Origin of the sequence: Novosphingobium mangrovisedimenti (assembly GCF_025153475.1) — a bacterium.
Lineage (GTDB): Bacteria > Pseudomonadota > Alphaproteobacteria > Sphingomonadales > Sphingomonadaceae > Novosphingobium > Novosphingobium mangrovi_A.
Window position 1 is genome coordinate 1 of the sequence record NZ_JANZXA010000006.1, and the last position, 24884, is coordinate 24884.

Consider the following 24884-nt stretch of genomic DNA (forward strand, 5'->3'; position numbering starts at 1 on the left):
CGCACCCAAAACCAAAAAGGAAAAATCACCCGCTTGACCCAACCCCCGCATCGCGGGAAACACACATCCACCCGGGTCACTTCTCGATGAAAATCCCGGGTCAACTCTCAGCGGAAATCAACAGGATGGGATCTACAGGTCGATCTCTACCGGCGCATGAGCGTCCGGCTCAACGAGCGCAGCAACGACGGCGTTGTTCGCATTGCCGAGGCATTGAGCGGATGGTCGAAGCTCCCGGCAGTCGCCTATCACACGCTCAACGACGGGAATGTCCTGCTCAACGGGATCGACGCGTTCGATAGCGCTGAGGTCGAACTTGTTGCGGGCGATATTGCCGAGCATGCGCTGGCGCTCATTTCGGCGCGGTTCGATGCCCTCAAGGCAGGACGCCTCGATACCAACACTTCAGCCGACGAGAAATTCTTCCAGCGCTCTGCCGCGCTCGGCACCTATGCGCTGGAAGACAGTCCGTTGATCACCGCTTTCATGCGCGATGACATCAACCCGTCGGTGGCGCTTACGGACAATGAAGATGACTGAGCTTTCGATCGTTCCAGCCGGCGCAGGGGCTGGCAAGACCCATCACATCCAGGAAACCCTCACCCAGTGGGTACGCGACGGCAAAGTTCGGCCAGAGCGGATACTGGCCGTCACTTTCACGGAGGCCGCGGCTGGGGAACTTCGTCAGAGGATTCGTGGAGCACTGATTGCTGACGGCAATCTGCAAGCGGCTTTGGCTGTTGAGCGAGCCTATGTCTCTACGATCCACGGCCTTGGACGTCGGTTGCTGATTGAGCACGCCTTTGCGGCAGGCTCTTCGCCGCAGCAACGTCTCATCGCGGAAGACGAGCAGGACCTGCTCATCCGCCGTTCGATCGAAGAGAACCAGGCGCTAAGCGAGCTCTCCCGTAACCTCGGGGCCTATGGCTACCGGGGAAGCTTCACCTCGGACGACACGGCGGAAGACAGCTTCCGCAAGACGTTGCTCGGCGTGATCGCACTCCTGCGAACGCTTGGACCGCGGGGCGGTGATCCGGCGATGGCCGACTTTGTCGATGCGTCGATCAGGCAGGGATATCGCCAGCCGGTCGGTACGCCAGAGACCCTGACGGCTGGCTTGAAACAGGCCGTCGACGCGCTGCTTCTCGCCTTTCCGAGATCGCTGGCGGACGACGCTGGAAGTGCCGCGGCCAAAACGGCGTTTCGGGATAATTTCCGCGCGTTGAAGCAAGCCGAACAACTCCTCTCGACCGGCGGGAAGGACTGGAAGCTCTGGCAGCGGCTGCGTGATCTCCGCCAGTCCAAGCGCGGCAGTCCGACGCCTGATGGTTACGATGACCTGGCCGCTGCGGTCATGACGGCGGCCGACACACTGGTCTATCATCCGGGCCCGCTCGAAGATGCGGTTTCTCATGCGCGCGCGCTTGTGGAAGGCGCGCAATCGGCCATGACCGACTACGAGACCCGCAAGCGGGAGCTCGGCGTCATCGATTTCAGCGACATGGTCACCAACGCCGCGCGGATTCTAGATGAGAAGCCCGGCGTGCTTGCCGCGATCATGGATGAGGTGGACTGCGTCATTGTCGACGAGTTCCAGGACACTAACCCGATCCAGTTCACGTTCCTGTGGGCCCTGGCGCGGCAAGCGAAGCGCTCGCTCGTCGTCGGCGATACCAAGCAGGCGATCATGGGCTTTCAGGGCGCAGACCCAAGGCTGACGGTCGCGCTTACCCAGCAGTTCGAAACCAGCCCGCTCAACCGGAACTGGCGTTCCGATCCGCGGATCATGGATTTCGTCAACGCGCTCGGCCCTTGCCTTTTTGGCGATGAGTACACTTCGCTCACCGCGCAGAACCCCACCGGACATGACACCGCGCTTGAGATCATAGAACTGGCTAACAAGCGCGGCGCGCGCTCGGGCGGGAAGCCCCAGCATTTCGTCGCGGATCGCCTTCTCTCCCTGCTGTCCGACGATCAGGTAACTATCGTCGACAGGCATACGAAGAAATTGCGACCGCTGGAGCCCAGAGACATCGCGGTCCTGTGCCCAACCCATAACCATTGCGCCAGCTATGCCAGCGCGCTGCGATCACTCGGCCTGCCGGTTCGCGTGGCGGAAGGTGGCTGGTGGCAGAGCAAAATCGTTCAGGCCGTGTGCTTTGCGCTGCGGTTCGCCGTCGATCCTGCGGACAGCCATGCCGCGATCTGTACTGCCACGCTTGGGCCTGGGGCGACAGCACTTCCGGACGCGATCAGGGCGCTCGCCCAGCAAGGCCGGATCGAAACGCCTGAGTTGTCTGCACTGCAGCAACTTTGGCCCGACGCGCTTGCGACCCCGGTAGATCGTCTGGTCCACCAGGTTATTGAAGTCGCGGGGCTTCGCGACTGGTGCGACAGGCTCGATGATCCAGCCCAGATGAGAGCAGACCTGCTCCGGTTCGAAGCGGAAGCCGCAGCATTCATGGACGCTCACCGCGATATGCGCGAAGCGTCCGGCTTCTATGGACAGAGCGCCAATGTCTTTCTCGGCTGGCTTGAGAACAAGGTCGGTCTCAAAGGCGAAGATCTGCGCCCGAACCCCTCAGGCAGCGAGGCCGACGGCGTCGAGATCGTCACCTGGCACGCATCCAAGGGACGTGAATGGCCAATCGTCGTTGTCTGCGGGCTCGACCACAAGCTCGACCCCCGTGCCGGGACCTTCAGCACCAAGTTTCCGGGGTTCGACGATCTCGACCATGTGATCGAGGAAGCAACACTCGCCTATGCTCCCGAATTTGCTGCGCCTGAAGCGACCGATCGCTTTCTCCATGAACTCCATCCGGAGTCCGAAGAAACAGCGAGGCGGCTGCTTTACGTGGCACTGACCCGTGCGCGGGATCGCTTGATTATCGAATGGCCGCAGGACGACGAAAAGGTGGAACCGCCTCTGCCGATAACTGGCCGCCGCCTGCTGTACGATGTCTGCGGCATCAGATTTCAGGGTAACCAGATCAGCGTCGGCGATGAGGATTTTCCTGCCCGCATGACGATCTGCAGCAAGGAGTTGCCGGCTTCGTTCGAGGCTGAGAACAAGGTTCATCTCGACGCGTCCGACCGCGAGCTGCGATTTGCCCTGGAGCGGCGCCCAATCGACGCACTGACATCCGTGGTAAGCCCATCGCAAGCAATCGCTACATCACGACCACTTCCTTCTCAGATCGAGACGCGTGCGATCGCACCAGGTGTCAAGCTCGCCGGAGCCGACCTCGTGCAGGCGACCGATAGGGGCACGGCGATCCACGAAGCACTGCGCATTCTCCTCTGCCGTCCTGATCTACGCCACAGGGTTCAGGAGCATTGCCGCATTCTCGATGCCGAGGTCGAATTTCTATCGCAGCAGGCAGATGCCCTACGCCAGGCTCTCGCGGACCTTGGCTATCCGCGACTGCATGTCGAGCAACCGATCGAGGTTCCTCTTTCAGATGGCGGGAGTCAGAGCATCATCCTGGATCTCATCGCTGAAGGTCCCAGTGGCTTCATGATCGTCGATCACAAGAGCGGGGCGGTCGCAGACCATGCGGTGCGCTTCGAACGCTACTGGCCGCAACTGGCAGCCTACATCGATGCAGTCGGCACTAAAGGCGCAAAGGCTGTTGATGGTGCGGCTATTTTTTGGACGGAAACCGGCGAGCTGACAATCGGGCGTGGCGGAAGTTAACCTCTTGATCGAATTTATTTATCTGCAGATTAGTCCAATAGGTCAAACCGATAGACGGAACGGAAAATGCCAGATTTAGATGCTGAAATTAAGCTCAAATCAGTTAGCGAGCTTCTGCTGGATGAAGAGGGCATGCCTGCTCGATATTGGATTCCGGCCTATCAGAGGGGGTATCGCTGGACAGAAACGCAAGTAGTCCAGTTATTAGACGATATTTGGGATTTTATTCAAAATTGCGGGAATGAAGGGTCGGGTTCTTTCTATTGCTTGCAGCCACTAGTCGTCTGCAAGCGATCCGATGGAAGCTATGAGGTTGTTGACGGTCAGCAGCGCCTTACGACAATTTTCATCCTGCTGTCGTATCGTCAGGACATCCTGAATATCATCGGCAAGCAGCGCTACGCGATCGATTTCGAGACACGCGATCCTTCGTTTCTCGCAGACATCAAACTTGAACGTGCCGGTGAAAATGTGGACTTTCACCATATCTGCGAGGCCTGGAAGGCAATCGACGCTTGGTGTCGCGGGCGAGACGGATCTCACGTGCTCAAGCTCATTCAGCATTTGCTGAACGACGACGAAGCAGGCGGAAATGTCAGGGTGATTTGGTACGAGCTTACGGTTGAGGATGATCCCGTTGCGGCATTTACCCGTCTTAATGTCGGCAAGATACCGCTCACAGAAGCAGAACTCATTCGCGCATTATTCCTCCGTCGCGCCAGATTGGATGATGCCACAGAGAACTTGTCTTTGCGCATCGCCTATGAATGGGATCAAATCGAAAAACGGCTGCAAGACGACCCATTCTGGTATTTCCTTCAAAATGAGGATTCCGGGGGAATTAACCGAATTGGCCTGATCTTCCGTCTGGCAGCGAGTTTAGCGCAAAAAAGCGATGGGATCGTGCTGGATGGGCAGCCCTATTCGGTATTTTTCTACTTTTCAAATCGACTTCAAGAAAATTCTGCTGACGATGAATGGAAGCGCATCCGTTCAATTTTTATGAGGCTAGAGGAGTGGTATGAAGATCGCGAACTCTTCCACGTCATCGGATTCATCCTGCAACAAGGTGGGCGGGGGAACATTTCTATAATTACAGATCTCTTGGAGGGTGGTTTAACTTCCTCAAAGCTATCTTTCTCGAGATCGCTTCGCAGAAGAATATTTAAATCAATTTTTGGCCAGTCGTTAGATGATATCGATGCCAGCGAATTGCTTCAGGAGATATCAGAATTTTGTGAGGAAGTGACATATTCCAATGCCTCGTCAAAGCTTCGAGGCATCCTCCTATTATTCAATTTGACGACGCTGCTTTCTGATCCGCGTTCAAACGTGCGATTTCAGTTTGATAGCTTTAAGCGCGAACGCTGGGACATTGAGCACATCAGATCTGTGAGCAATAGCCGGCCCGACGCGGCCCATGAGCAAGATGAATGGCTTGGTCATTGTCTGACCTATTTTGAATCGATCGGCGACAATGAAGGCGGTGATCTCGCTGACCGGATCAAGGCGTATCTGTCGGCCAGGGGAGAGCGTCGGCAAAAGGAGCCAGAGACTTTCGAGGAGATTGATGGCGCGCTCTTGGCCTATTTCGGTGAAGATAGCGAAGAGATGAAGCATGGTCTCGGTAACCTGACCCTCCTCGATAGCGGCACCAATCGTAGTTACAAAAATGCCGTCTTCGCGGTGAAGCGCAGCACTCTATTGGGCCATGACAAGTCCGGGATCTTTGTGCCGCTCTGCACAAGAAATGTTTTTCTGAAGGCCTATAGCCAGACTGTCGGCAATCCGATCCTTTGGTCCAACGAGGACTCAGAGGCTTATCTGAAGCAAATCAACGAAACGTTTTTTCGTTTCTTCGAAACCTTGGAGCTACAAGGGCAATGACTAGTTTAACCTTCAGTCAGCTTCTCAATCGTTTCGGCAGGGTCGAAATTCCCACGATTCAGCGTGACTACGTTCAAGGACGAAACGAGCAAAGTGTCGTCAGAGACGGGTTTCTCAGTGTCCTGTACGATGCCCTAAGTGGTACAGATGAACATCACGCGCTCGATCTGGATTTCGTCTACGGAAGCGTCTCAAGCGAGTTGGTCTCGAATGGATCAGGCCGCAGCGCATTCCAACCACTCGATGGTCAGCAACGGCTGACCACCCTTTTCCTGCTTCACTGGTATTTGGCGTGGCGGGACCATGCCGAAGACGATTTTAGGGAGCGTTTCGCAGTCGGAGGGAAATCTCGCTTTGGCTATGAGGTTCGACCCAGCAGCCGTGACTTCATTGACGCGCTGGCAACGCATTTTCCTGAATACCAGGCAGCGGATCGTGGGCTCTTGAGCGAGGTGATCAAGGACGAGGCATGGTTTTTTCGCGGTTGGAGATTTGATCCTACCATTCAGTCGGCATTGGACATGCTCGACACCATGCACAAGCGTTTTGGCAACGCCTCTGGGCTCTATGCTCGGCTGATTGACGATACGAAGCCCGCAATCACTTTCCAATTGCTCGAACTCGAAAAATTTGGCCTGTCAGACGATCTCTACATCAAGATGAATGCCCGCGGTAAGCCGCTTACCGCGTTCGAAACCTTCAAGGCCAGGTTTGAGGACGATTTGAAGCATCTGTTTGACAATGCTCCGATGCCGCAATTGTGCGGCGATCAGCCTGTCGCCAAGTTTTTCGCCCATCGTATCGACACGGCATGGTCCGACTTTTTTTGGCCATTCCGCGACATCCATACAGCCACTTTTGACGATGCAATAATGAACCTTTTGCGCGCTGTGATTATTGTCACTCGCTCGCCTGAGGCAAAAACTACGGACCGTGATTTGACGGATCTGCGGCGCTCGATGAATGGCAGTAGCTACGACTGGTTTCATCAGCGCACTTGGCTTGATCAGGATATGGTCACTGCGTTCATGACGCTGCTCGAGCATTGGTGCAGTGATGCGGAGCAGCCATTTCGTCTCGATATCGGAGACGAGCGGCACCTTGCAGAAGATGCCCTATTCCGTAGTGCGATCACTAGGCCGAGTGATCTGACCTATCTTCAATACTTGCAGTTTGCCGCATATACGCAGTTTCTTGTTCAAGCATCCGGTGAAGGCCCGCTGGATGGGTTCGGTTCGTGGATGCGGGTTATCACTAACCTTGCTGAAAACACGGAATACGCTGGATCCGATGACCTGCGACGGAGCTTTACCGGGCTTCACAGCCTTATCCCTTACATGAACGATATCCTGGGGCATCTTGCCGCAAATGGCACTGCGGCGGCGCCGGGTTTTAATGTCGCGCAATTTAACGAGGAACGGATCAAGGCGCACCTAATCGGACTAAGCGAAGGATGGGCAGAACGCATTGCGCGAGCGGAACGGCATGATTATTTCCGCGGCCAAATAGGCTTTCTGCTGCGTTTCTCCGGTATCGATCTCAACAATGCGGACGAAGAAATTGCTCGCCTTGGGTTGGATCAAGCCCAAGAGCTGATCGCTGCATTCGATCACTATTTCACATGCTCCGTAGCAATGATGAATGCGTTGACTAGCGATCCTGCTGGTGTGGGGCGGCTCTGGGAACGGGCATTGCTGGCCACGGGTGACTTTCTTCCGATGGTTGGAAGCAACTACTGCCTGCTCGTCACGGCACGAGATGAAGCTGGTAGCTGGAAACGGCTCCTAGGCGATGCGGGTAAGGGTGAGGAGCACGCTTTGGTTTTGCAGGAACTGTGGGACCAACTCACGGACCCTGAATGCTTCGAGGCGGAACTCGTCCGGATCATTGACGAGCAGGACGATATTGAGCTTTGGCGATCAGCAATAATTTCAACCCCGAGCGTATATAGCTATGGTTCGAAAAAGATGCTCCGTTTCGTTTATGACGAATGCGAGGGCGAAGATGATGAAACATTTTCTGTATACTTGTTGTCAAAGTCCCAAATGAACGGTCGACACGTGGAGCTTTTCACGTTCTGTTTGTATAAGAAAATGTCATCGGATCATCGTGAATTATCCTTTGAATATGAGTACGAAGAGACGATTTCCACGGATGACAATCCCTGCCTTCACGTCACTCATACTTGGGATAAAGATTCTGGCATCACGTTCAGTATTCATTTCGAGAGCGAGACTGATCAGTTCGAGATTTGGTTCGATCGTTCTGATGTGGAAGTTTTTCCTGAGGTTTATGCGACTTTGGTCGACCGAGGATTTGAAATTCAAGATGGCGATGATGATGGATGGAACAAAAAATGTGTCGGTCACAGTGATATCATCGAGGAACTGCAGTCCCTCGATGATCTGCTGGTCATCAAAAAATAGGGACTGATCCGACGCGCAACGGCACTCATCCATACGGAGATTTCGGTTGCCTAAGCTATCCAACTCGATCCGTGGCGACGGTCACCCAGCCGAAACAACTGCGACCACTTTTGACGGACACTAGGAATAAGGGGAGGTGATGAGCGAGCGTTTCCTTCCCGGTGTCCCGCAGTATTTGGTCCACCAAGCATTAGATAGGGCTGGCGGTAACGAAATAGCCTCGGGCAAAATTGATAGCCCCGAAAGTAGCGCCGCTTTGGCGGTCAATGGGTTCGGCTGGTTCATTGAAAGACCGGCCTTACTCCCGCCTTTCCCTGGACTTGACGATCTCAAATGGCCGCCAGTTTCCGTCGAGATCGAACGACAGATGCGCTTCCCTTGGAATGGCGGTCGTCATCCCTGGCTTGATGCTGCCGTTGTCACCGACAGTTGTCTCATCGGAGTCGAATCCAAACGCTTCGAACCATTTCGCGACACCAAGCATGCCATCCTCTCCAATGCGTACGATCGCGATGTGTGGGGAGCAGAAATGGACCCGTGGTGCGCTATGCGTAATGGCTTGAGATTGGCGCCTTCTTCTTTCCGCTATCTCGATGCTGCCCAGCTCGTGAAGCATGCATTCGGGTTGGTAACTGAAGCCCAGCGGATCAGCCGCGCGCCGGTCTTGGTCTATCTTTTTGCCGAACCTTCTCGGGTGTCAGCCTCAGCGCGTTCCGAGCACCGCGCGGAAATCGAGGCCTTCTCTGTCGCGGTAAGCGGTGCCCGTGTCAGATTTGCTGCGGCAAGCTGGTCAGAATGGCTGATGCGGTTCTCATCGCCTGCCACATCTCCTGAGGTTGCCGCGCATGCGGAGGCATTGCGAAGGAAGTTCGAGCCATAGGTAGGCGCACAGATTATTCCGGCTTGGTTTGGGGTTTGGCTCGAGGTCAACTCGTTCCCAGGTGTTGTTTGATGCGCAGGGCGCTCTGATGTGGCCAATTTTGTCGTAGGTGGAAATTAGTCAGGCACAATGAGTCGAAACCTTCGGACCAGCTTAACCGACCCTATCCAGATCCCGACGCTATCAGCAGCGGCGGGGCGAATTGGAGTATCGTTCTGTCCGGGTAAACGGGGGCCGGCATTTGCCGGCTTCGATTGGAAGCGCGATCTCGCTGTCGACTTGGACGCGGTGCGCGACTGGGGAGCCGCCGCAGTCGTCTCTCTAATCGAGGATCATGAGATCGAATTTCTTGGCGTTTCCAATTTGGAAGCGGAAGTGACCGCTCGCGGCATGGAGTGGCTTCATCTGCCGATCGTTGATGTTACCGCACCCGGTGATGAATTCGAGCAACGGTGGCGATCCGCTGGACCTCGCGTGCGCGGCATGCTCGCAGAAGGACGAAGCGTTTTCATCCATTGCAGGGGCGGACTCGGCAGGGCGGGAACGGTAGCAGCGAGGCTGCTTATCGAGCTAGGCGAAGCTGACGCCGCTAGCGCGATTGCACGAGTACGAGAGGTTCGGCCTGGAGCCATCGAAACCAGGGCGCAGGAGAACCATCTGCACGAGCTTTGGCGCGTGTACGATCGTGCATGTGGATGTCTGATCGGTTTGGCCGTCGGAGACGCTTTGGGGACGACGCTCGAGTTCAAGCCTCGTGATAGCTATGACCACATTACCGATATGGTCGGGGGAGGGCCGTTCGGTCTGGACGCGGGCACCTGGACTGATGATACCGCGATGGCTCTTGCTCTCGGGGACGCTCTTCTGGCTAGTGCGGCCAAGGGCTCAATCTTTGAACCCCAAGAAGCACAACGCCGATTTGTCGAATGGTGGAAGAATGGGGCTTACAGCCCAACAGGCCACTGTTTCGATATCGGGATCACCACTCGCCAAGCACTCTCGCGTTTTGAACAGAGCGGGGATCCCATTTCAGGTTCGGACGATCCCTATTCAGCAGGAAATGGATCTCTGATGAGGCTGGCACCAGTCGCGATCTGGGGCATCCGGGCTGATCCTGCGGTGATGACACGAGTGGCCCGTCGGCAGAGTATGACCACCCACGCGGCCGATGCATGCCTGGAAGCGTGCGAAGCTTATGCGCTGATGCTGCGAGCGGCGATTCTCGGTGCCGATTTCGACAGTGCACTGGGAGATGCTCGCGGATCCTACGGTCCACACATCGGGCCGATTGTCGCCGGCAGCTGGCGCGGGAAGGCCCGAGATCAAATTTCGAGCAGCGGCTTCGTGGCTCACAGCCTCGAAGCGGCAATCTGGTGTGTAGCAAATACCGATAACTTCGATGATGCGGTGTTGCTGGCAGCCAACCTTGGTGACGATGCTGACACCACTGCGGCAATCGCTGGGCAGTTGGCTGGTGCCATCTACGGAGCCTCGTCTATTCGTCAGTCATGGCAGGAGAAGTTAGCTTGGCGCGACGAAATTGAGGCGCTCGCCCGAAAGTTAGCTTTCCCCGCAACTCCGCTCCCAAGTTAGTGTCGAACGATCGCTTTGCAGCGCGGCCCAAATTCCCGAGTTAGAGCACGAGCATTCAATGGCTACCTGTAGGCATCAGGTCGCGATCGGGTTCGTAATGCGTCAATTTTGACACCGTAACGCTGTCTCAGGGGATAATGCTGCAAGTTTGCGACATTATGAGCTGTTGTCTGAAGTGAACGCTGCGATTGACGGCAGGCTTGGCCCAATTACCTACAACGAGATCTGCGTCCCAGAAATCAGAACGGGGTCCAAGCCTGCCTCCTCCTGCTGGAGGAACAGCGAAGGTTCGCCGTCTGCGCGAAACGGCGAACCTGATTTCCACATTCCGAGCATGATCACCGCAAGCTTCCTGGCCACGGCAACGCGCGCCTTCAGGAACCCAACCCGCTGGGCCAGCTCGAGACCCCAAGTGCGAAGACGGCTTTCGATCTCAATCCTGCAAAGTAGCACGGTGGCTGCGGTAATCAGGTGCATCCTGTCAGCTTGTTACCGTGCCGACTGATACGCCCCCGGCGTGAAGTGGCGCCTGACTGATATAGGGTTGGGGTCAGGCCCAAGTATGCGCCAACGTCACGGCTCCGCTCAAATCGATGTGGATCGCAGATGGCACTGTAGAACGAAAGCGCGATCACAGCTCCGACGCCGGGGATCGTCTGGAAATTGCGACATGTAGGATTGTTCGATGCGATATTGCGCATCTGCCGGTCAAGAGCGGAGATCTGCTCTCTCAGAGCCTCGGAAATTTCGACGAGCGGTTGCAGATTGACCCCGATTTCAAGCCCGTGCTGCCGCATTTTCCGCACCTGGTCGTTCACCTCAGCGGCTAGCGCACCCTTTCCGTTCAGAAGTTTCACGTTCCCGCCGTATAACCTGAAAATCGATTGGATGAGCGCATCCGTCCTGGCGCGGTTTTTCAGCATTGTTCTCCGAACATTGATCAGAGTTCGGATATTCTGATGCTCCATTGGCTTCACGAAAACCTGCGACCCCATCGATCGAGCAAGCCGCCCGAGCTCTGCGAGCCCTCGGGCATCGTGGACATCTGTCTTCTGCCGCCTGATTGCCAGGAACTTGCTCGATTTGCGTACATCGACCACCTCAACGGGAAATCCGAATGAGCGCAGTTCACGAACCACCTGTGTGCCATTGCCGGCCTCGATCGTGAGGCACTGCGCTGCCTCGACGCCAAACCTCCGCAGAATATCTCTGATGGGTCCAGATTTCGTTTCGCATATCGCTTCGAAGAGGATCCCGCCCTCTGCGTCGATGAGGCAAACGGCTGTTTCGAGATGCCCCGCATCGAGCCCCACCCAGTAGTGCTGATAAGCCAACCAGCGCCTCCTCCGAAACCTCTCCGAAAAGCCCAACCTAGGTTGGCCCGCGCAACTCGCCGAGTAGGAATTGTCCGCTCTGGCGTGATAGTGGAATAGGATATGCTAGGAGTGGATAGGATGACCCCAAGGCAAGCGCTTGATGATTTGATCCGCGAGCGGGAAGAGACCTACGCCGCGGTTTCGCGTCTGCTTGGCCGAAACTCAGCCTATATCCAGCAATACATCAAGCGCGGCACGCCCGCGCGTCTCGATCAAAGCGACATCGCTCAGCTGGCTCTGCATTTCGATGTTCCTGCCAAACTGCTCGGCGGAAAAGAGAGTTCTTCAACTCCGCGACGTTCGGTCATCACTGTGCCGGTAATTGAGGCCAAGGGCTTGGAAATCCCACAGGAACGATCTCGGATCGTAGATGAAGCCTGGCTAAGACGCTTATGCAACAGGCCTGCAGGTTTGGCGATCTTACCCATTGCTGGTGAGGCTATGCAGCCGACCCTGCAGAACGGCGACGAAGTCATAATCCAAAGGTTGCGCTCTCACGATGCCCTTCACGACGGGCTCTACGCTGTCCGGGGCTCGTCAGAGACGTTCGTCAGGCGGATCGCTCTGGACCCGACCAAAAATCGCATTTCTGTCCTGACCGACCATCCCGCTTATCCAAGCTGGAACGGTGTTCAGCGAAAGGCGATCAATGTCGTCGGCAGAGTGATCTGGATTGGTTCTCAGGTGTCGTGAGTGGGAGCTATGCTGCCTGCGACATACGCCAACTTGCGCAGTGAATGCCCACTGCTCGGGATAAGTCCAACGGTTTGCAGCGATCGAATTTCCGCTCATCGCAAAGGTCCCAAGATGGGGGTATTGCAGGGGGTATTTTTGGCGAAGCTAATAGAGAACTGCCAATTTAACAGCTACTTAAGTGAGGTTGGTGGATCCCTCCTCCGCTACCATTTCGCGAATCACCTCAAACCTCGCAAAATGGCGGTTTTCCGCCGCGTTGAGGTGTTGGAGATGATCGTAATCGTCCTCATGCATAGGTATGGAAGTGGCCCGGTGGCATTCAATATGCGGCCTATGCCGTGCTCTTCCTCGGCTATGGAATCGGTTACACCGGATCGCCTTGGGACCCGCCGCAATGGATCGCGTTCGCGCTTGTCGTCGTGCTTGCACTGATTGGACTGAGGTTCGGCCAGTGCAAGTCTCTGGGAGAAACACGACAGGCGTGAATGCAGCCCCGAAACGGCTGGTAATGCGGGCCATCTTGGCTCCGTTCTAGCAGCCCCCAATGAGGTCAGGCACTCTCTGGACCAAGTGCCGCCCTTTGTGCCGACCGTCGATGACGCCAGTTGGCGATATGGGCACCAGCCAGCAAGAGACTGCCGGCGATAGTCACTGCTGTTTCAAGCATCTCACGACTGGCGAATGCGATTCCTGTGGCCATAAGGAAAAGGCCGATGACACCCACGGCCAAGGGCACGAACGCCCTGTGCCTGCGCCAGCCTTCGATGAGAGCGAACGCACTGGTCGGCACTGCGAGCGCCAGCACGATCATGTGGAAGCTCTCGCCGGGGTCGATCTGATCCGCGAGCGTGGGTAATGCCGCCAGCAGTAGCGGCAAACCCAGGCAATGGATCATGCATGTCGCTGAAGCGCAGATAGCGAAGCCATCGAGCCAATTGCTTCTGCGTTCGCCAACGGATTGGGATGAGTCTTCATTTTTAAGCATGGCGATGTAATGGTATATCATATCATGATTCGCAAGGGTGACTGATGAGCAAGTCTTTTCCCATTGTCCGTACTCCGCAGGCGCACCTGCCAGTTACCGTGCTTTCCGGCTTCCTGGGCGCAGGCAAAACTACGCTGCTCAACCATATCCTCGCCAATCGCGAGGGGCGGCGGGTAGCGGTGATCGTCAACGATATGTCCGAAGTGAATATCGACGCCGACCTGGTGCGGGGCGGCGATGCCGCCTTGTCCCGCAGCGAGGAAACACTGGTCGAGATGACCAATGGCTGCATCTGCTGCACGCTGCGCGACGACCTGTTGCAGGAGGTGCGTACGCTCGCCGAGGTTGGACGGTTCGACTATCTGGTGATCGAAAGCACCGGCATTTCCGAACCGCTGCCCGTGGCCTCCACCTTCTCCTTTCGCGATGAGGGCGGCTTGTCGCTCGGCGATGTCGCGCGGCTCGACACGATGGTGACGGTGGTCGACGCGGTCAATCTGCTCCGCGATTATTCCAGTCAGGACTTTCTCGCCGATCGCGGGGAATCACTGGGGGAAGGCGATGACCGCAGCCTTGTCGGCCTGCTGGTCGAACAGATCGAATTTGCCGACGTGGTGGTGGTCAACAAGGCGTCGTCGGTCTCGGCGGAGCAACTGGCAGTCGTCACGAAGCTGGTCGCCAGCCTCAACGCCGGAGCCCGCATCATCCCCTGCGATCATGGCCAGGTCCCGCTTGACGCCATTCTCGACACCGGCCTGTTCGACGAAGAGAAGGCCGCGCAGCATCCGCTTTGGGCCAAGGAGCTCTATGGCTATGCCGGCCATGTTCCCGAAACCGAGGAATATGGCATCGAAAGCTTCGTCTATCGCGCGCGGGGGCCTTTCGATCCGGCGAAGTTCCATGCCTTTCTGACCGGTGGCGGGCTCGACGCCGTGGTGCGCGCCAAGGGGCATTTCTGGCTGGCCACCCGGCCCGACTGGGTGGGCGAACTGGCGGTGGCTGGCGCGCAGACAATGACCGCACGCCTTGGCCGCTGGTGGGCGAGCATTCCCAGGAACCAGTGGCCGGACGATGATCGTTTCGAGAATTTTGTCGCCGGACACTGGGATGCGGTCTGGGGCGACCGGCGGCAGGAACTGGTGTTCATCGGCATCGGCATGGACGCGGCTCGCATCCGCGCCGGGCTGGATGCCTGCCTGCTCCCGGTCGATGCCTTCACGCCGGAAATGTGGATGGGCCTACACGACCCGTTCCCGTCATGGGGGCACGCCGTGGAGATGGCGGAATGAACGCTGCACTGCTTGCAGAGCCGGTCGCATCACCGGACGGATCCGTCACCCTGGGCGGTACGGATGCCATATTGTCCTCCATCCTCGATCCCGCCGTGCAGCTCGCGCTGTGGCGGCGGCGGCGTCCAGCGGTTCTCGACTGGGTCGATACGCTGGAATGGGACATCATCGACGATGTCGACAGCAGGATCGGGGGACCGGCATTTGCACCGGGGATCGAGCGATTGCTGCGCAATGCGGGCTATCCGCAAACCACTGAAGGCCATGCTCTGACCGCAGAAATCGTGCGGCTCGTAGAGCGGTTTTCTCGGCTGATGAATTGCCGGTCCTTGCGGTTCCGGCTCGAAGTGATCGAGACAGATGCGTGCCGCAAATTCCACGTCGATTACGTGAAGGCGCGCCTGCTCTTGCCGCTATCTGGACCGGGTACGCAATGGATCGATCTTGGCGACGGCGAGACCCCGCCTGTCCGCCAGCTCGCTTGCGGCGATGTGGGCATCTTCAAGGGGCGGCTGTCTGTCGAGGAACCGACGATCCTGCACCGCTCGCCACCGATCGCCGCATCCGGCGAAACCCGGTTGCTGCTCGCACTCGATCCGGCCGATGAACGTAGCACAACGGAGTATCTGCCATGACGGCTACTGAAACCGATGGAGCACAGCGCTTCCTCGATCAGTTTGCGGACAAGGACGCCATTGCCCGTTATGCCGAGGGGCCGCCGCGTTTTCTGCCCGGTTTCGACGCCATGCACCGAATGACAGGCGTGCTGCTGGATGAAGTCGTGCCCGCAGGCGCACATCTGCTCGTATTGGGCGCGGGCGGCGGGCTGGAAATCGATGCGCTGGCCCGGAGCCATCCCGGCTGGCGGTTTACCGGTATCGATCCGGCTCGCCCGATGCTCGATCTGGCCGAAGCCGCACTGGCGCCGTTCAAGGATCGGATCGACCTCATCGAAGGCCTTATTGACGATGCGCCGGCCGGGCCTTTCGATGGGGCGACCTGTCTGTTGGCGCTTCACTTTCTGGATCGGGCGGAACGGGTGCGCACGCTGCGCGCCATTCGCGCGCGGTTGTGTCCCGGCGCGCCCTTCGTCGCGGTGCACAGCAGTTTTTCGCAGGATGCCGATGCCCGCGATCGCTGGTTGGATCGCTACGCCGCCTTTGCCATTGCGTCGGGCGCGGATGCGGAACAGGTGGGGCAGGCCCGCAGCGCGGTCGCGGCAAACCTCTCCCTGTTCACGCCCGCCGAAGACGAAGCCATGATCCGGGAAGCGGGGTTTGCCGAGGTCGAGCCGTTCTTTGCCGCCTTCACCTGGCATGGCTGGATCGCGCATGTCTGAGAACGGCACGCACCTGTTCGCCGGAGACCAATCCCTCATCCCGGTGTCCGTTTTGACCGGTTTCCTGGGCAGCGGCAAAACCACGCTGCTCAATCATCTGGTACGCTCGCCGGGCATGAACCGGGCGCTTGTCATCATCAATGAATTCGGCGCGGTCAGCCTCGACCATGACCTCATCGCACGGTCGAACGATGATCTGGTGGTCGAGATGATGGGCGGCTGCCTGTGCTGCACCATAAGGGGAGACCTGCAGGCGGCGCTGCGCGACGCGCCATGGCGGTTCGCGCGCGACGGCACCTGCTGGTTCGACAGGGTCGTGATAGAGACAACGGGTCTGGCGGACCCCGCGCCCATTCTCCACACGCTGATGACCGATCCTCAGTTGCAAACGCTCTACCGGCTCGATGGCGTGATAACCACGGTCGATGCGGCCACCGGGATGGCGACGCTGGACGCGCAGGAAGAGGCGGTTCGGCAGGCAGCGGTGGCCGACCGCATCCTGCTGACCAAGGTCGACCTTACGGTCGAGGCTGAGCGCATGGCGATCGAAGCGCGGTTGAAGGCGCTCAATCCGGCGGCGCCGATCATTCCGGCAATAGGCGGGGAGGTCGATCCAGCCTGCCTGTTCGACGCCGGGCTGTATAACCCGGCGACCAAAAGTCATGACGTGCAGCGCTGGCTGGCAGCGGAAGCCTATGACGCGCCGCATCATCATGACCATCATCACGGGACGGGTGAGCACGCCCATCATCATGATGTGAACCGCCATGACGGCCATATCCGGGCGACCTGCCTGACATTCGACGAGCCGCTGGAAGCGGAGACCTTCGAACGCTGGCTCGATATCCTCCTGATGTTCAAGGGGGCAGACATCCTGCGCGTCAAGGGCATCGTCAACCTGGAAGGAGAGGCAAATCCGGTCGTAATCCATGGGGTGCAGCATGTCTTCCATCCGCCGGTGATACTTGACCGCTGGCCCTCAGAGGACAAACGCACCCGGCTGGTGTTCATCACCCGCGACATCAGCGCCGAGGATCTACGCGGCACGCTTGCCCTGATGACGGCCGGCCTCGACAAATACGGGCTTGAGGGACTGGTCAACGATGTGCCGCAAAGCGGCATGATCGCCGGCGTTGCCGGGGCGGGCTGAAGATGGAACCGGACGTTGCCTCTGCCTCTGTCGGTCGGCGGCGGTGCAGTGCGGAAAATGATGCGCTGGTTCTTGATCTTCTCACTCAGGCGAACCGTCCGCTCAGCGCCTACGACATTGCCGACAGGCTTGGCGGCCGGGGGACACACATGGTCGCCAATCAAGTCTACCGCACACTGGCACGCCTGATCGACAGGCATAGGGTGCTGCGCATTGAAACTCTCAACGCCTATGTCCTGCGACGATCAGGCGCGAATATATGCCTGATCTGCAAATGCTGCGGCGCGATTGCATGGGTCGATCTGCCATGTATCGATCATGTGATTGGAAAGGCCGCGCAGGGCCGCTGTTTCGATCTCACCGATGCCCCGATCGAGGCGCGGGGCGAATGCGATGAATGCCGAAGTGCAGACTGACCGGGTCGTTCCCGGTTGGTCATCTGCACTCGCTGCCCAGCCCCTCGAAGCGAAATCAGGAACGTGATGTGATGCTTCATTGGGTCGTGACAGCGCTGGGAGCCCCGTCGCAACCCAATCGGCTTTAAAACTGATGCCGCATTCCGAAAGCAACACTGCGACCACGCAGCGGCGATTGATCCTTCACGATGGAAGTGTGCGCGAACGCCAGTTCGTTGAGCAGGTTGGTGTCCCGCACGTAAAACTCGACGCCTTTGCCGGTGACGATGCTCTGGATGCCAGATGGTTCGAGCTGGAGGACATGGATGATGCCAAGCTTGCGTTAAGCCTGAACGCGCCGAGGTCGCCCGGCAGGCGGCTGACATCGTGCGGGACGGGGCATGACCCCTGTTCCTGTCGGACCAAGGTCGTCCCGGATCATCTGGCATCGTGGAAAATGATCCCGAGGCTATGGCGCATGCCTGATCGTATGCGACTGACGCCATGGCGAAGATTGACGCGATATGTTCCCTTTGTGCCCTTTATAGGTCGATTGTGGACCGCAAATGCGATCGCGTCGCCCTGGTGCATGGGTACGACTTCGGCCCGGCTCTGCATCCGCGGGCGTTGCTCGGTCAGAACGAACTCGCCGCCCGTAAAGTCTCGTCCCGGCATGGACAGCAGGAAAGCGACCTGGATCGGAAAGACCAGATCGCCATAAAGATCCTGATGCAGGCAATTGAAGTCGCCAGTCACATATTGCAGCAATAGCGGTGTCGGCCGGGTCTGGCCTGCCTCGTGGCACTGGCGTAGAAAATTCTGATGCACTTCAGGATAGCGCAACCGAATGCCCATCCGCTCATTCCAATAGTTCGCAATCCCGGCGAGGCGGGGATAAAGCGCCGTTCGAAGAGCGTTGATCGGATCGGGTAGCGGATATTTGAAGTAGCGGTATTCCCCCTTGCCGAACCCATGCCGCGCCATGTGGACGCGGCTGCGGAAGTGCGCTTCCTGTGAATAGGCCGCTGCGATGTTCCCGCATTCTTCCGCTGTCAGAATACCGGGCAGCGTGGCGTAACCATAGCCGTTCATCTCTTCTGCGAAAGCATTCCAGTCGCATTTCGAAAGTCGCTCTTCCATGCTGTCTCCGGTGATTTTCATGCTTGGGCAGAGGTCTTGAGATTGCCCTAGGTGAGGGAAGTGCCGGCCTCACTCCGTTCCTTGCTTTCAAAACCGGTCTTCGGGATTTGAAAGCAAGGAACGGATCGCGCAGCTCAAACCGGACATGACACCTGCGTCCTGCAGAACAGCCCAATGGCTGAAACGGAGGATTTAACGTGTCGCCACCCGCCGCAACGAACCGCCCAATGACTCCCGTGGAATGGAGCATGTTGTCCGCCCTTGCGATTGTGTGGGGTGGATCGTTCTTCTTCAACGGTGTCGCGGTTCGACAACTGCCGGTGTTTACCGTTGTCGCATGCCGCGTCGGGCTCGCGGCCATCATTCTGCTTGCCGTTCTGCGGCTGCGGGGCGAGCGGATGCCTCGTGACAGACATGTCTGGTCGGCCTTCTTTGGCATGGGGCTCTTGAACAATGCGATCCCGTTTTCGCTCATCGTCTGGGGGCAGCAGTACATCGCCTCCGGCGTCGCTTCGATCCTGAATGCCTCGACACCGTTGTTCACAGTGGTCCTCGCCCATCTCCTTACCGGTGATGAGCGCATGACGGAGGGCAAACTTTCCGGCGTACTGATCGGCTTTATCGGCGTTGCCGTGATGATCGGCGCGGATGCGTTTCGCGATCTCGGTATGGGCGTTACGGCGCAGTTCATGTGCCTGGCCGGGGCTGTGTCCTACGCCTTTGCCGGCATCTACGGGCGCCGATTTCGTGCGATGGGCGTCAGTCCGATGAGCGCGGCAACCGGGCAGGTCGTTACGTCGAGCCTGATCCTTTTGCCGTTCGTCATAGTACTGGATCGTCCCTGGATGCTACAGGCTCCCGGTCTCACTGCGATCGGTGCGCTGATTGGCCTGGCCGCGATCTCTACGGCTCTGGCCTACGCGCTCTATTTCCGCATTCTCGCAACGGCAGGGGCAACGAACCTGCTGTTGGTGACCTTCCTCATTCCGGTGAGTGCGATCCTTCTTGGTACCTTGTTCCTGGGCGAAGTCCTTCTACCCCGGCATTTCGCGGGCATGGGGCTGATAGGTGCCGGTCTGGCGGCGATCGACGGGCGCCTCTGGACGGCAGTCGCATCTCTTTGGGGGGGCGATGGCAATTCCTGATGCGGATCTGGCTGAATTAGGGTTCATCCTTTTTCCGAACTTGGGAGTGCATGAAGTGATTCCTGCATTTCCTTTGCGCCTTTTCGTCGCATGTCGATGCAAGGAACAGGAAAGCTTGAAAAGTTCCAAAGAACTGACGTACAATTCCGGTTCATGGATCTAAACAGATACATTTGCGGTTTCGGGGTCCATCGCTCCGATGGGCAGGTCGTCACGAACGGCGATATGGCGTTTGGTCGCTGCCGGCGTTGTGAGGAAGAGATCGTCCGCAGAAAATACGACCTCTGGCACACGGTTCCGCAAGGCGCGCGCATCGTATGGCGCACGGCCGACGGCGATGAGATGACTTGGCCAAATCAACAACTGTGACATCGGCGGCAGGAACGCGCGACAGCCTGGAAGGCCTGCGAATAGCAATCGTGCATCCGTTCCTCATTTCGCAAGGCGGCGGCGAAAAAGTCATCGATGCTCTTGCCCGCATGTTCCCGGATGCGGAATTTTTTGCGCTTCTTCTCGATCGCTCCAGCCTTTCCGGCCAGATGCAGGGACGAACCATCCACACGACCGCGCTCAGCCGTTTTCCCAGGCTCAAGCGCTTCTATCAGCATCTGTCCCCGCTATACGATCTGGCCGTCAGGCAGTTCGACCTGCGGGGTTTCGATGTCGTTATCAGTTCCGGAGGGCCGGGGGCGAAGACGATCAGGGTCGATCCCGGCTGCCTGCACATCCACTACTGCCACTCGCCCGTTCGCTATCTCTGGGACCAGTACGAGGTCTGGCTGAAGCGTCTGCCTGTGGCCATGAGGCCGTTGTTCGCGCTTTCCGCCAGACGCCAGCGTGCGCGCGATTTCGCGGCGGCGCAGCGTGTGGATACGTTCATCGCCAATTCCAACTACATTGGCGCCCGTATCCGCAGGTATTACCAGCGCGACAGCATTACGATCTATCCGCCAGTGGTCGTCGACCGGCCGCTATCTCCGGCCGAGCGTGGCGACTACTATCTCACGGTGGGGCGGCTGGTTCCGGGCAAGCGAACCGATCTTCTGGTCGAGGCATGCAATCGGCTTGGGCGCAGGCTGCTGGTGGCGGGGCAGGGGCCGGAATACGAGGCACTCAAGGCGGCCGCCGGCCCGACGGTCGAGGTGCTGGGGCGGGTCGACGATGCAGTGCTTGACGATCTCTATCTGAATGCCCGTGCATTCCTGTTCGCCGCGGATGAGGATTTCGGCATCGCCACGGTAGAGGCGCAATCGTACGGTCTGCCCGCTATCGCCTATGGGCACGGAGGATCGTTGGAGATCCTGGAAAACGGTACCGACTCGGTGCTTTTTGCCGAGCAGACTGTTGATGCAGTTGCGGCTGCCATACGTGATTTCGAGGCCCGAGAGGCCGAATTCCGGGCAGACGGGATTCGGCGGCGTGCACAGCGTTTCAGTGAAGAAGTTTTCATTAAGGGTATTCGGGATGTCGTTTTGAAAAGATGATCCTGCTCTCACGCTGAATAATTCTGACATGTTCTTATTTTCGAGGCTGGTGCGGTTCTGTGCACTTGCAGCATAGATTCTGTGTGAGTCTTCTGGCCTAATTGCGCATTCTATTTTTAAATTATTTCCATATTTGTGGATTTAACTTTGATGGAATTGTGCCAATCTTCCCTCATTTCATGTGTAAAGTTTTTTTGTCAAAATTTAATAAAATTATTATTTTGATATATTTTGTATCAAGTGCGAATGTAAGCGTGTGAATGGAAAGGATTATTAAGGAAATTTGCGAAAAGGTTAAGAATCGGTGTGAAAAATTAGTTAACATCAGTTAAATTGAGGAAGACGTTCTTCAAAAGGTTGGACTGATGATGAACACTTCCGATCTCTCCGGTGATGCGTCGCAGCAATCGCGCGACGTGCTTTTCGGGATGCAAATCAGCCCCTTCAATCATGTAGAAGTCGCGAGATTTATTGCGCACAGGTCCGCGACAAAGCGGACCGGTTCGCGGATATTCGTGACGCCAAATATCCAGCACATTGCTGTCATGCGTGGTGATGCCGAATTCAAGGCTGCCATGCGATCGGCGGATCTCATTACTTGCGATGGTTTTCCGGTTGCCGGATATGCGCGCTGGCGCGGATGCAAGCTGCCCGGGCGGGTTACCGGGCGAGAAGTGGTCGATGATCTTCTGACCAGTACGCTCCTCGGGCCCGAGCATCGGCTGTTCTTTCTTGTCGACAGCGTGGAAACCGCGATGGCCGTCTCGGAATGGGCGGCGCGGCACTGCCCGCAGATCGATTGCCATGCGGAAGTCGCGCCCATGGGCTTCGGCTCGGATGCCGACTATTGCGGGGACCTTGCAACCCGCATCCGCGAATTCGGCGCGACGATCCTGTTCCTCTGCGTCGGAGCGCCTCGCAGCGAGCTTTTTGCCGCGCGCTACCGCGAACACATGCCCGATTGCTGGATCCTGTGCGTGGGGCAGTCGGTGAAATTGTCGCTCGGGCTCGACCAGAAGCCGCCGGCCGTCGTCGAGAAGTTGCATGTGGAGTGGCTCTGGCGTCTGGGGCGTGAGCCCCGGCGTCTGTTCCGGCGCTACGTGACCGGCGTCATAGGCTTCGCCATGGCGGTGATCGACGACATCGGGTCAGGGGAACATTCCCGGCCGGCATCGCAGGACATGCGCATCTATAATTGAAATCCGTCGTCCGGGCAGTGTGCTGTGCGGCAGGCAGGTGCTCTGCGCTCTATTGCGCGAGCCTGTCCGTCGTGAAGAGGGCGGAGCCCCCCGAACGGTCATTTCAGGGTGCGGACGAAACGCGGCCAATGAAAACGCCGCCCGGTCAGGACCAGACCTCCGACATGACCGTCCAGTACCTCGAGGGCCTTGGTAACGGTCTGCGCTTCGGCAGTACGCGTTCTCTCGGTTTGCATGATGAGCAGGACATTGTCCGCGGCTGCGGCAATGCGCAGTCGCGCATCCGACGCTTCCTTGTCGGCACTGTCCCCGGCGACCGGCGGAATGACCAGCAGCACGCATGAATGGCGGGAGCGCAAGGTTTCGATCAGGGCGCTGCCGGTTCCGTCGATGGACCAGGCCGCGGTGCCGACCTTGATTCGTGCGAACTTGCGCCCGTCCAGGAACTTGGCGAGCCGTCCGAACGGCAGGCCGTAGGCGGCCTCCTCGAACGTGACGACGGCGAGCGAGCCATCGGTCTTTTCCAGTCCCCGGATGACGGGCCGCAAAGCCTGCGCGTAGTCCCGGGCCCCCGTTCCTGCGAGCGCGATTACATGGCCGGAACCGGGCGGGGCATGCAGTCCTGCCAGGTATTGCCGGAGCCGGTTGTGGGCAGGGTCGGCTGCCGTGGCCGGTTGGCGCAGGTCCATGATCACTGGTGCACCGGCTGCCGCTGTTGCCTCCGCATCGTCGAGGATCGCCGTGCGCCCGGTCGCGACAACGAACAGGCCGGCCACCGCGAGGATCAGTCCGGCCAGAATGCTTCCCGCGATCAGCAGCATCGGCGAGTTGCTGCGCTTGTCGGGTCGCGTCGGTTGCTGGATGACGCGGATATTGGTGCTGCCGGTGAGCGCTTCGGCTTCCATGGCGCGCGCCTGTTCGACCTTGGTGGCGAGCATGCGGTAGCGCTGGACGGCGACGTCGCGCTGGATGCGCAGGTCGTTTACACGGCTGCCGATCCGGTTCAGCGCTCTCAGGCGCTCCCCGGATTGCGCGATCTCGCCCTTGAGCTTCGAGAGCTTGGCGGTCTGGCCCGACACGGCGGCTTCGTTCTCGAACACGCGGTCGCGTGCGGCGTCGTAGTATGTGTTGCGTCCCAGTCTTCGGGCTTCGCGAAGACCGGCGCTCTTCTCCTCGATGGTCTTGCGCAGCGCGGCGATCTCTGCGTCGACTTTTGCAATCGGTGCCGCACCTTCCATGTAGCGTGAGGCCAGATCGGCCCGGCTGGCTTGCAGCTTCAGCAGTTCACCCTGAAGCTGGGCGACGGCCCGGGTCGCTTCGCTGTCGTCGCGGAACAGTTCGACCCGGTCAGGCACGCGGCTGGCGGTATTGCGCAGGTTGGCAAGCGCGCTGCGCGCCTGGGAAAGATCGGCGGTGGTTTCGGAAAGGTTCTGTCGCAGTTCGGTGTCGATGGTCACCGCGCCCGAGATCTGCGCGTCGATATCGGCGACGTCGTGCTGTGTCTGGAATGTCTCGAGCGCGGCATTTGCCTTGTCGAGGCGGCGTTTGGCTTCGTCGCGGCGCCGTGCCAGCAGGCCCACCCGGCCCGAGGTCAGAACCCTGGCGCGTGCATCGAAGTAGCTGTCGATCAGGTTCGCCAGCTTGCGCTGCGCCTGACCGGGGGCACCTGCCGTGTACGAAAGCAGAATAACGTTGGCGCCTTCGACCCGCTCGATGTGCAGGTTCTTGGCGAATTCCTTTCGGGCCTGCTCGATGACGGCCTTGTCGCCGGCGGGCACCCCGGAGCGAACAACGGCCTCGGTCTCCAGATCCTCGCTCGAGAGGATCTGCATTTCGACGTTCAGGACTTCTTCCGGCTTGAAGTCTTCGGCCCCCGCCACCTCGTTGTTGTCGTTGCGGACGGCATAGTAATCCGAGGGCAGGGCGAGCAGCCGGGCTTCGCTCTCGTATTTGGCGGGCAGCAACAAGGCAACGGCCACGCCGAAGAGCGAGATGCCAAGCAATGTCAGAAGGGCGTGGCGACCGTAGTACAGGCAGCTTTTCGCAATCGATGCGATAGCCTGTCGGGACGATACGGCCGCTCTGTCGAGCCTCAAGGTCATATCTGTTCCGTTAGTAGCCAGAGAGAAGTGTCCCGATTTCGTGCGCTTTGATTACTTGGCCTTTAACTATTAGATTACGTGCTATACCGGTAAGCATTCCT

At 58.3% G+C, this 24884-nt stretch carries 20 protein-coding genes; 15 read left to right on the forward strand and 5 right to left on the reverse strand.

What is annotated here, in order from left to right:
- Positions 1-156: 156 nt before the first annotated feature.
- The 6 genes from NZK81_RS10025 to NZK81_RS10050 all read left to right on the forward strand — a co-directional run bounded on the left by NZK81_RS10025 (position 157) and on the right by NZK81_RS10050 (position 10483).
- Complete coding sequence (locus NZK81_RS10025) at positions 157-540, forward strand: hypothetical protein (protein ID WP_260045995.1); 384 nt, start codon at positions 157-159, stop codon at positions 538-540.
- The gene (locus NZK81_RS10030) at positions 533-3697 is read left to right on the forward strand and encodes a UvrD-helicase domain-containing protein (protein WP_260045996.1); all 3165 of its coding nucleotides are present in this window, start codon (positions 533-535) and stop codon (positions 3695-3697) included. The genes NZK81_RS10025 and NZK81_RS10030 overlap by 8 nt, the downstream gene beginning before the upstream one ends.
- Positions 3698-3763: 66 nt before the next feature.
- Positions 3764-5584 (forward strand): DUF262 domain-containing protein, encoded by a 1821-nt coding sequence (locus NZK81_RS10035; protein ID WP_260045997.1) that lies wholly within the window; start codon positions 3764-3766, stop codon positions 5582-5584.
- Positions 5581-8010, forward strand: coding sequence for a DUF262 domain-containing protein (locus tag NZK81_RS10040; protein ID WP_260045998.1), 2430 nt, complete (start codon positions 5581-5583; stop codon positions 8008-8010). The genes NZK81_RS10035 and NZK81_RS10040 overlap by 4 nt, the downstream gene beginning before the upstream one ends.
- Before the next feature lie 139 nt (positions 8011-8149).
- On the forward strand, positions 8150-8890 hold the full coding sequence (locus tag NZK81_RS10045) for a PGN_0703 family putative restriction endonuclease (protein WP_260045999.1): 741 nt from the start codon (positions 8150-8152) through the stop codon (positions 8888-8890).
- Between the two features lie 129 nt (positions 8891-9019).
- The gene (locus NZK81_RS10050; protein WP_260046000.1) at positions 9020-10483 is read left to right on the forward strand and encodes an ADP-ribosylglycohydrolase family protein; all 1464 of its coding nucleotides are present in this window, start codon (positions 9020-9022) and stop codon (positions 10481-10483) included.
- Between the two features lie 213 nt (positions 10484-10696).
- On the opposite strand, the gene NZK81_RS10055 is transcribed toward NZK81_RS10050, so the two are convergent.
- Complete coding sequence (locus tag NZK81_RS10055; protein ID WP_260046001.1) at positions 10697-10960, reverse strand: hypothetical protein; 264 nt, start codon at positions 10958-10960, stop codon at positions 10697-10699.
- Positions 10951-11817 carry an IS110 family RNA-guided transposase gene (locus NZK81_RS10060; protein WP_260046002.1) on the reverse strand — a complete coding sequence of 289 codons (867 nt, stop codon included), beginning with the start codon at positions 11815-11817 and terminating at the stop codon, positions 10951-10953. The genes NZK81_RS10055 and NZK81_RS10060 overlap by 10 nt, the downstream gene beginning before the upstream one ends.
- 120 nt (positions 11818-11937) lie before the next feature.
- On the opposite strand from NZK81_RS10060, the gene NZK81_RS10065 reads away from it, so the two are divergent.
- Positions 11938-12552: a S24 family peptidase gene (locus NZK81_RS10065; protein ID WP_260046003.1), complete on the forward strand. Its 615-nt coding sequence runs from the start codon at positions 11938-11940 to the stop codon at positions 12550-12552.
- Positions 12553-13105: 553 nt separating this feature from the next.
- Here NZK81_RS10065 and NZK81_RS10070 read toward each other — a convergent pair.
- Positions 13106-13561, reverse strand: coding sequence for a MerC domain-containing protein (locus NZK81_RS10070; RefSeq protein WP_311202084.1), 456 nt, complete (start codon positions 13559-13561; stop codon positions 13106-13108).
- Between the two features lie 23 nt (positions 13562-13584).
- On the opposite strand from NZK81_RS10070, the gene NZK81_RS10075 reads away from it, so the two are divergent.
- From NZK81_RS10075 to NZK81_RS10095, 5 genes are read left to right on the forward strand one after another with little or no spacing between them, the layout of a single operon-like run.
- On the forward strand, positions 13585-14829 hold the full coding sequence (locus NZK81_RS10075; RefSeq protein WP_260046004.1) for a GTP-binding protein: 1245 nt from the start codon (positions 13585-13587) through the stop codon (positions 14827-14829).
- On the forward strand, positions 14826-15464 hold the full coding sequence (locus NZK81_RS10080) for a DUF1826 domain-containing protein (RefSeq protein WP_260046005.1): 639 nt from the start codon (positions 14826-14828) through the stop codon (positions 15462-15464). Before NZK81_RS10075 ends, NZK81_RS10080 begins: the two co-directional genes overlap by 4 nt.
- Complete coding sequence (locus tag NZK81_RS10085; RefSeq protein ID WP_260046006.1) at positions 15461-16168, forward strand: class I SAM-dependent methyltransferase; 708 nt, start codon at positions 15461-15463, stop codon at positions 16166-16168. The genes NZK81_RS10080 and NZK81_RS10085 overlap by 4 nt, the downstream gene beginning before the upstream one ends.
- A complete protein-coding gene (locus NZK81_RS10090; protein WP_260046007.1) occupies positions 16161-17318 on the forward strand; it encodes a CobW family GTP-binding protein in 1158 nt (385 codons plus the stop codon). Before NZK81_RS10085 ends, NZK81_RS10090 begins: the two co-directional genes overlap by 8 nt.
- A 2-nt stretch (positions 17319-17320) precedes the next feature.
- Positions 17321-17734 (forward strand): Fur family transcriptional regulator, encoded by a 414-nt coding sequence (locus NZK81_RS10095; RefSeq protein WP_260046008.1) that lies wholly within the window; start codon positions 17321-17323, stop codon positions 17732-17734.
- 417 nt (positions 17735-18151) lie between these two features.
- Here the strand turns inward: NZK81_RS10095 and NZK81_RS10100 are convergent, their stop codons facing one another.
- Positions 18152-18853: a 2OG-Fe(II) oxygenase gene (locus NZK81_RS10100; protein ID WP_260046170.1), complete on the reverse strand. Its 702-nt coding sequence runs from the start codon at positions 18851-18853 to the stop codon at positions 18152-18154.
- Between the two features lie 248 nt (positions 18854-19101).
- On the opposite strand from NZK81_RS10100, the gene NZK81_RS10105 reads away from it, so the two are divergent.
- The 3 genes from NZK81_RS10105 to NZK81_RS10115 all read left to right on the forward strand — a co-directional run bounded on the left by NZK81_RS10105 (position 19102) and on the right by NZK81_RS10115 (position 22681).
- Positions 19102-19998: a DMT family transporter gene (locus NZK81_RS10105; protein WP_260046009.1), complete on the forward strand. Its 897-nt coding sequence runs from the start codon at positions 19102-19104 to the stop codon at positions 19996-19998.
- A 347-nt stretch (positions 19999-20345) separates the two neighbouring features.
- On the forward strand, positions 20346-21482 hold the full coding sequence (locus NZK81_RS10110) for a glycosyltransferase (protein WP_260046010.1): 1137 nt from the start codon (positions 20346-20348) through the stop codon (positions 21480-21482).
- Positions 21483-22057: 575 nt separating this feature from the next.
- The gene (locus NZK81_RS10115; RefSeq protein ID WP_260046171.1) at positions 22058-22681 is read left to right on the forward strand and encodes a WecB/TagA/CpsF family glycosyltransferase; all 624 of its coding nucleotides are present in this window, start codon (positions 22058-22060) and stop codon (positions 22679-22681) included.
- A 98-nt stretch (positions 22682-22779) separates the two neighbouring features.
- Here NZK81_RS10115 and NZK81_RS10120 read toward each other — a convergent pair whose 3' ends face one another.
- Entirely contained in the window at positions 22780-24783 is a 2004-nt protein-coding gene (locus NZK81_RS10120; protein WP_260046011.1) for a GumC family protein, read from the reverse strand.
- Positions 24784-24884 lie beyond the last annotated feature (101 nt).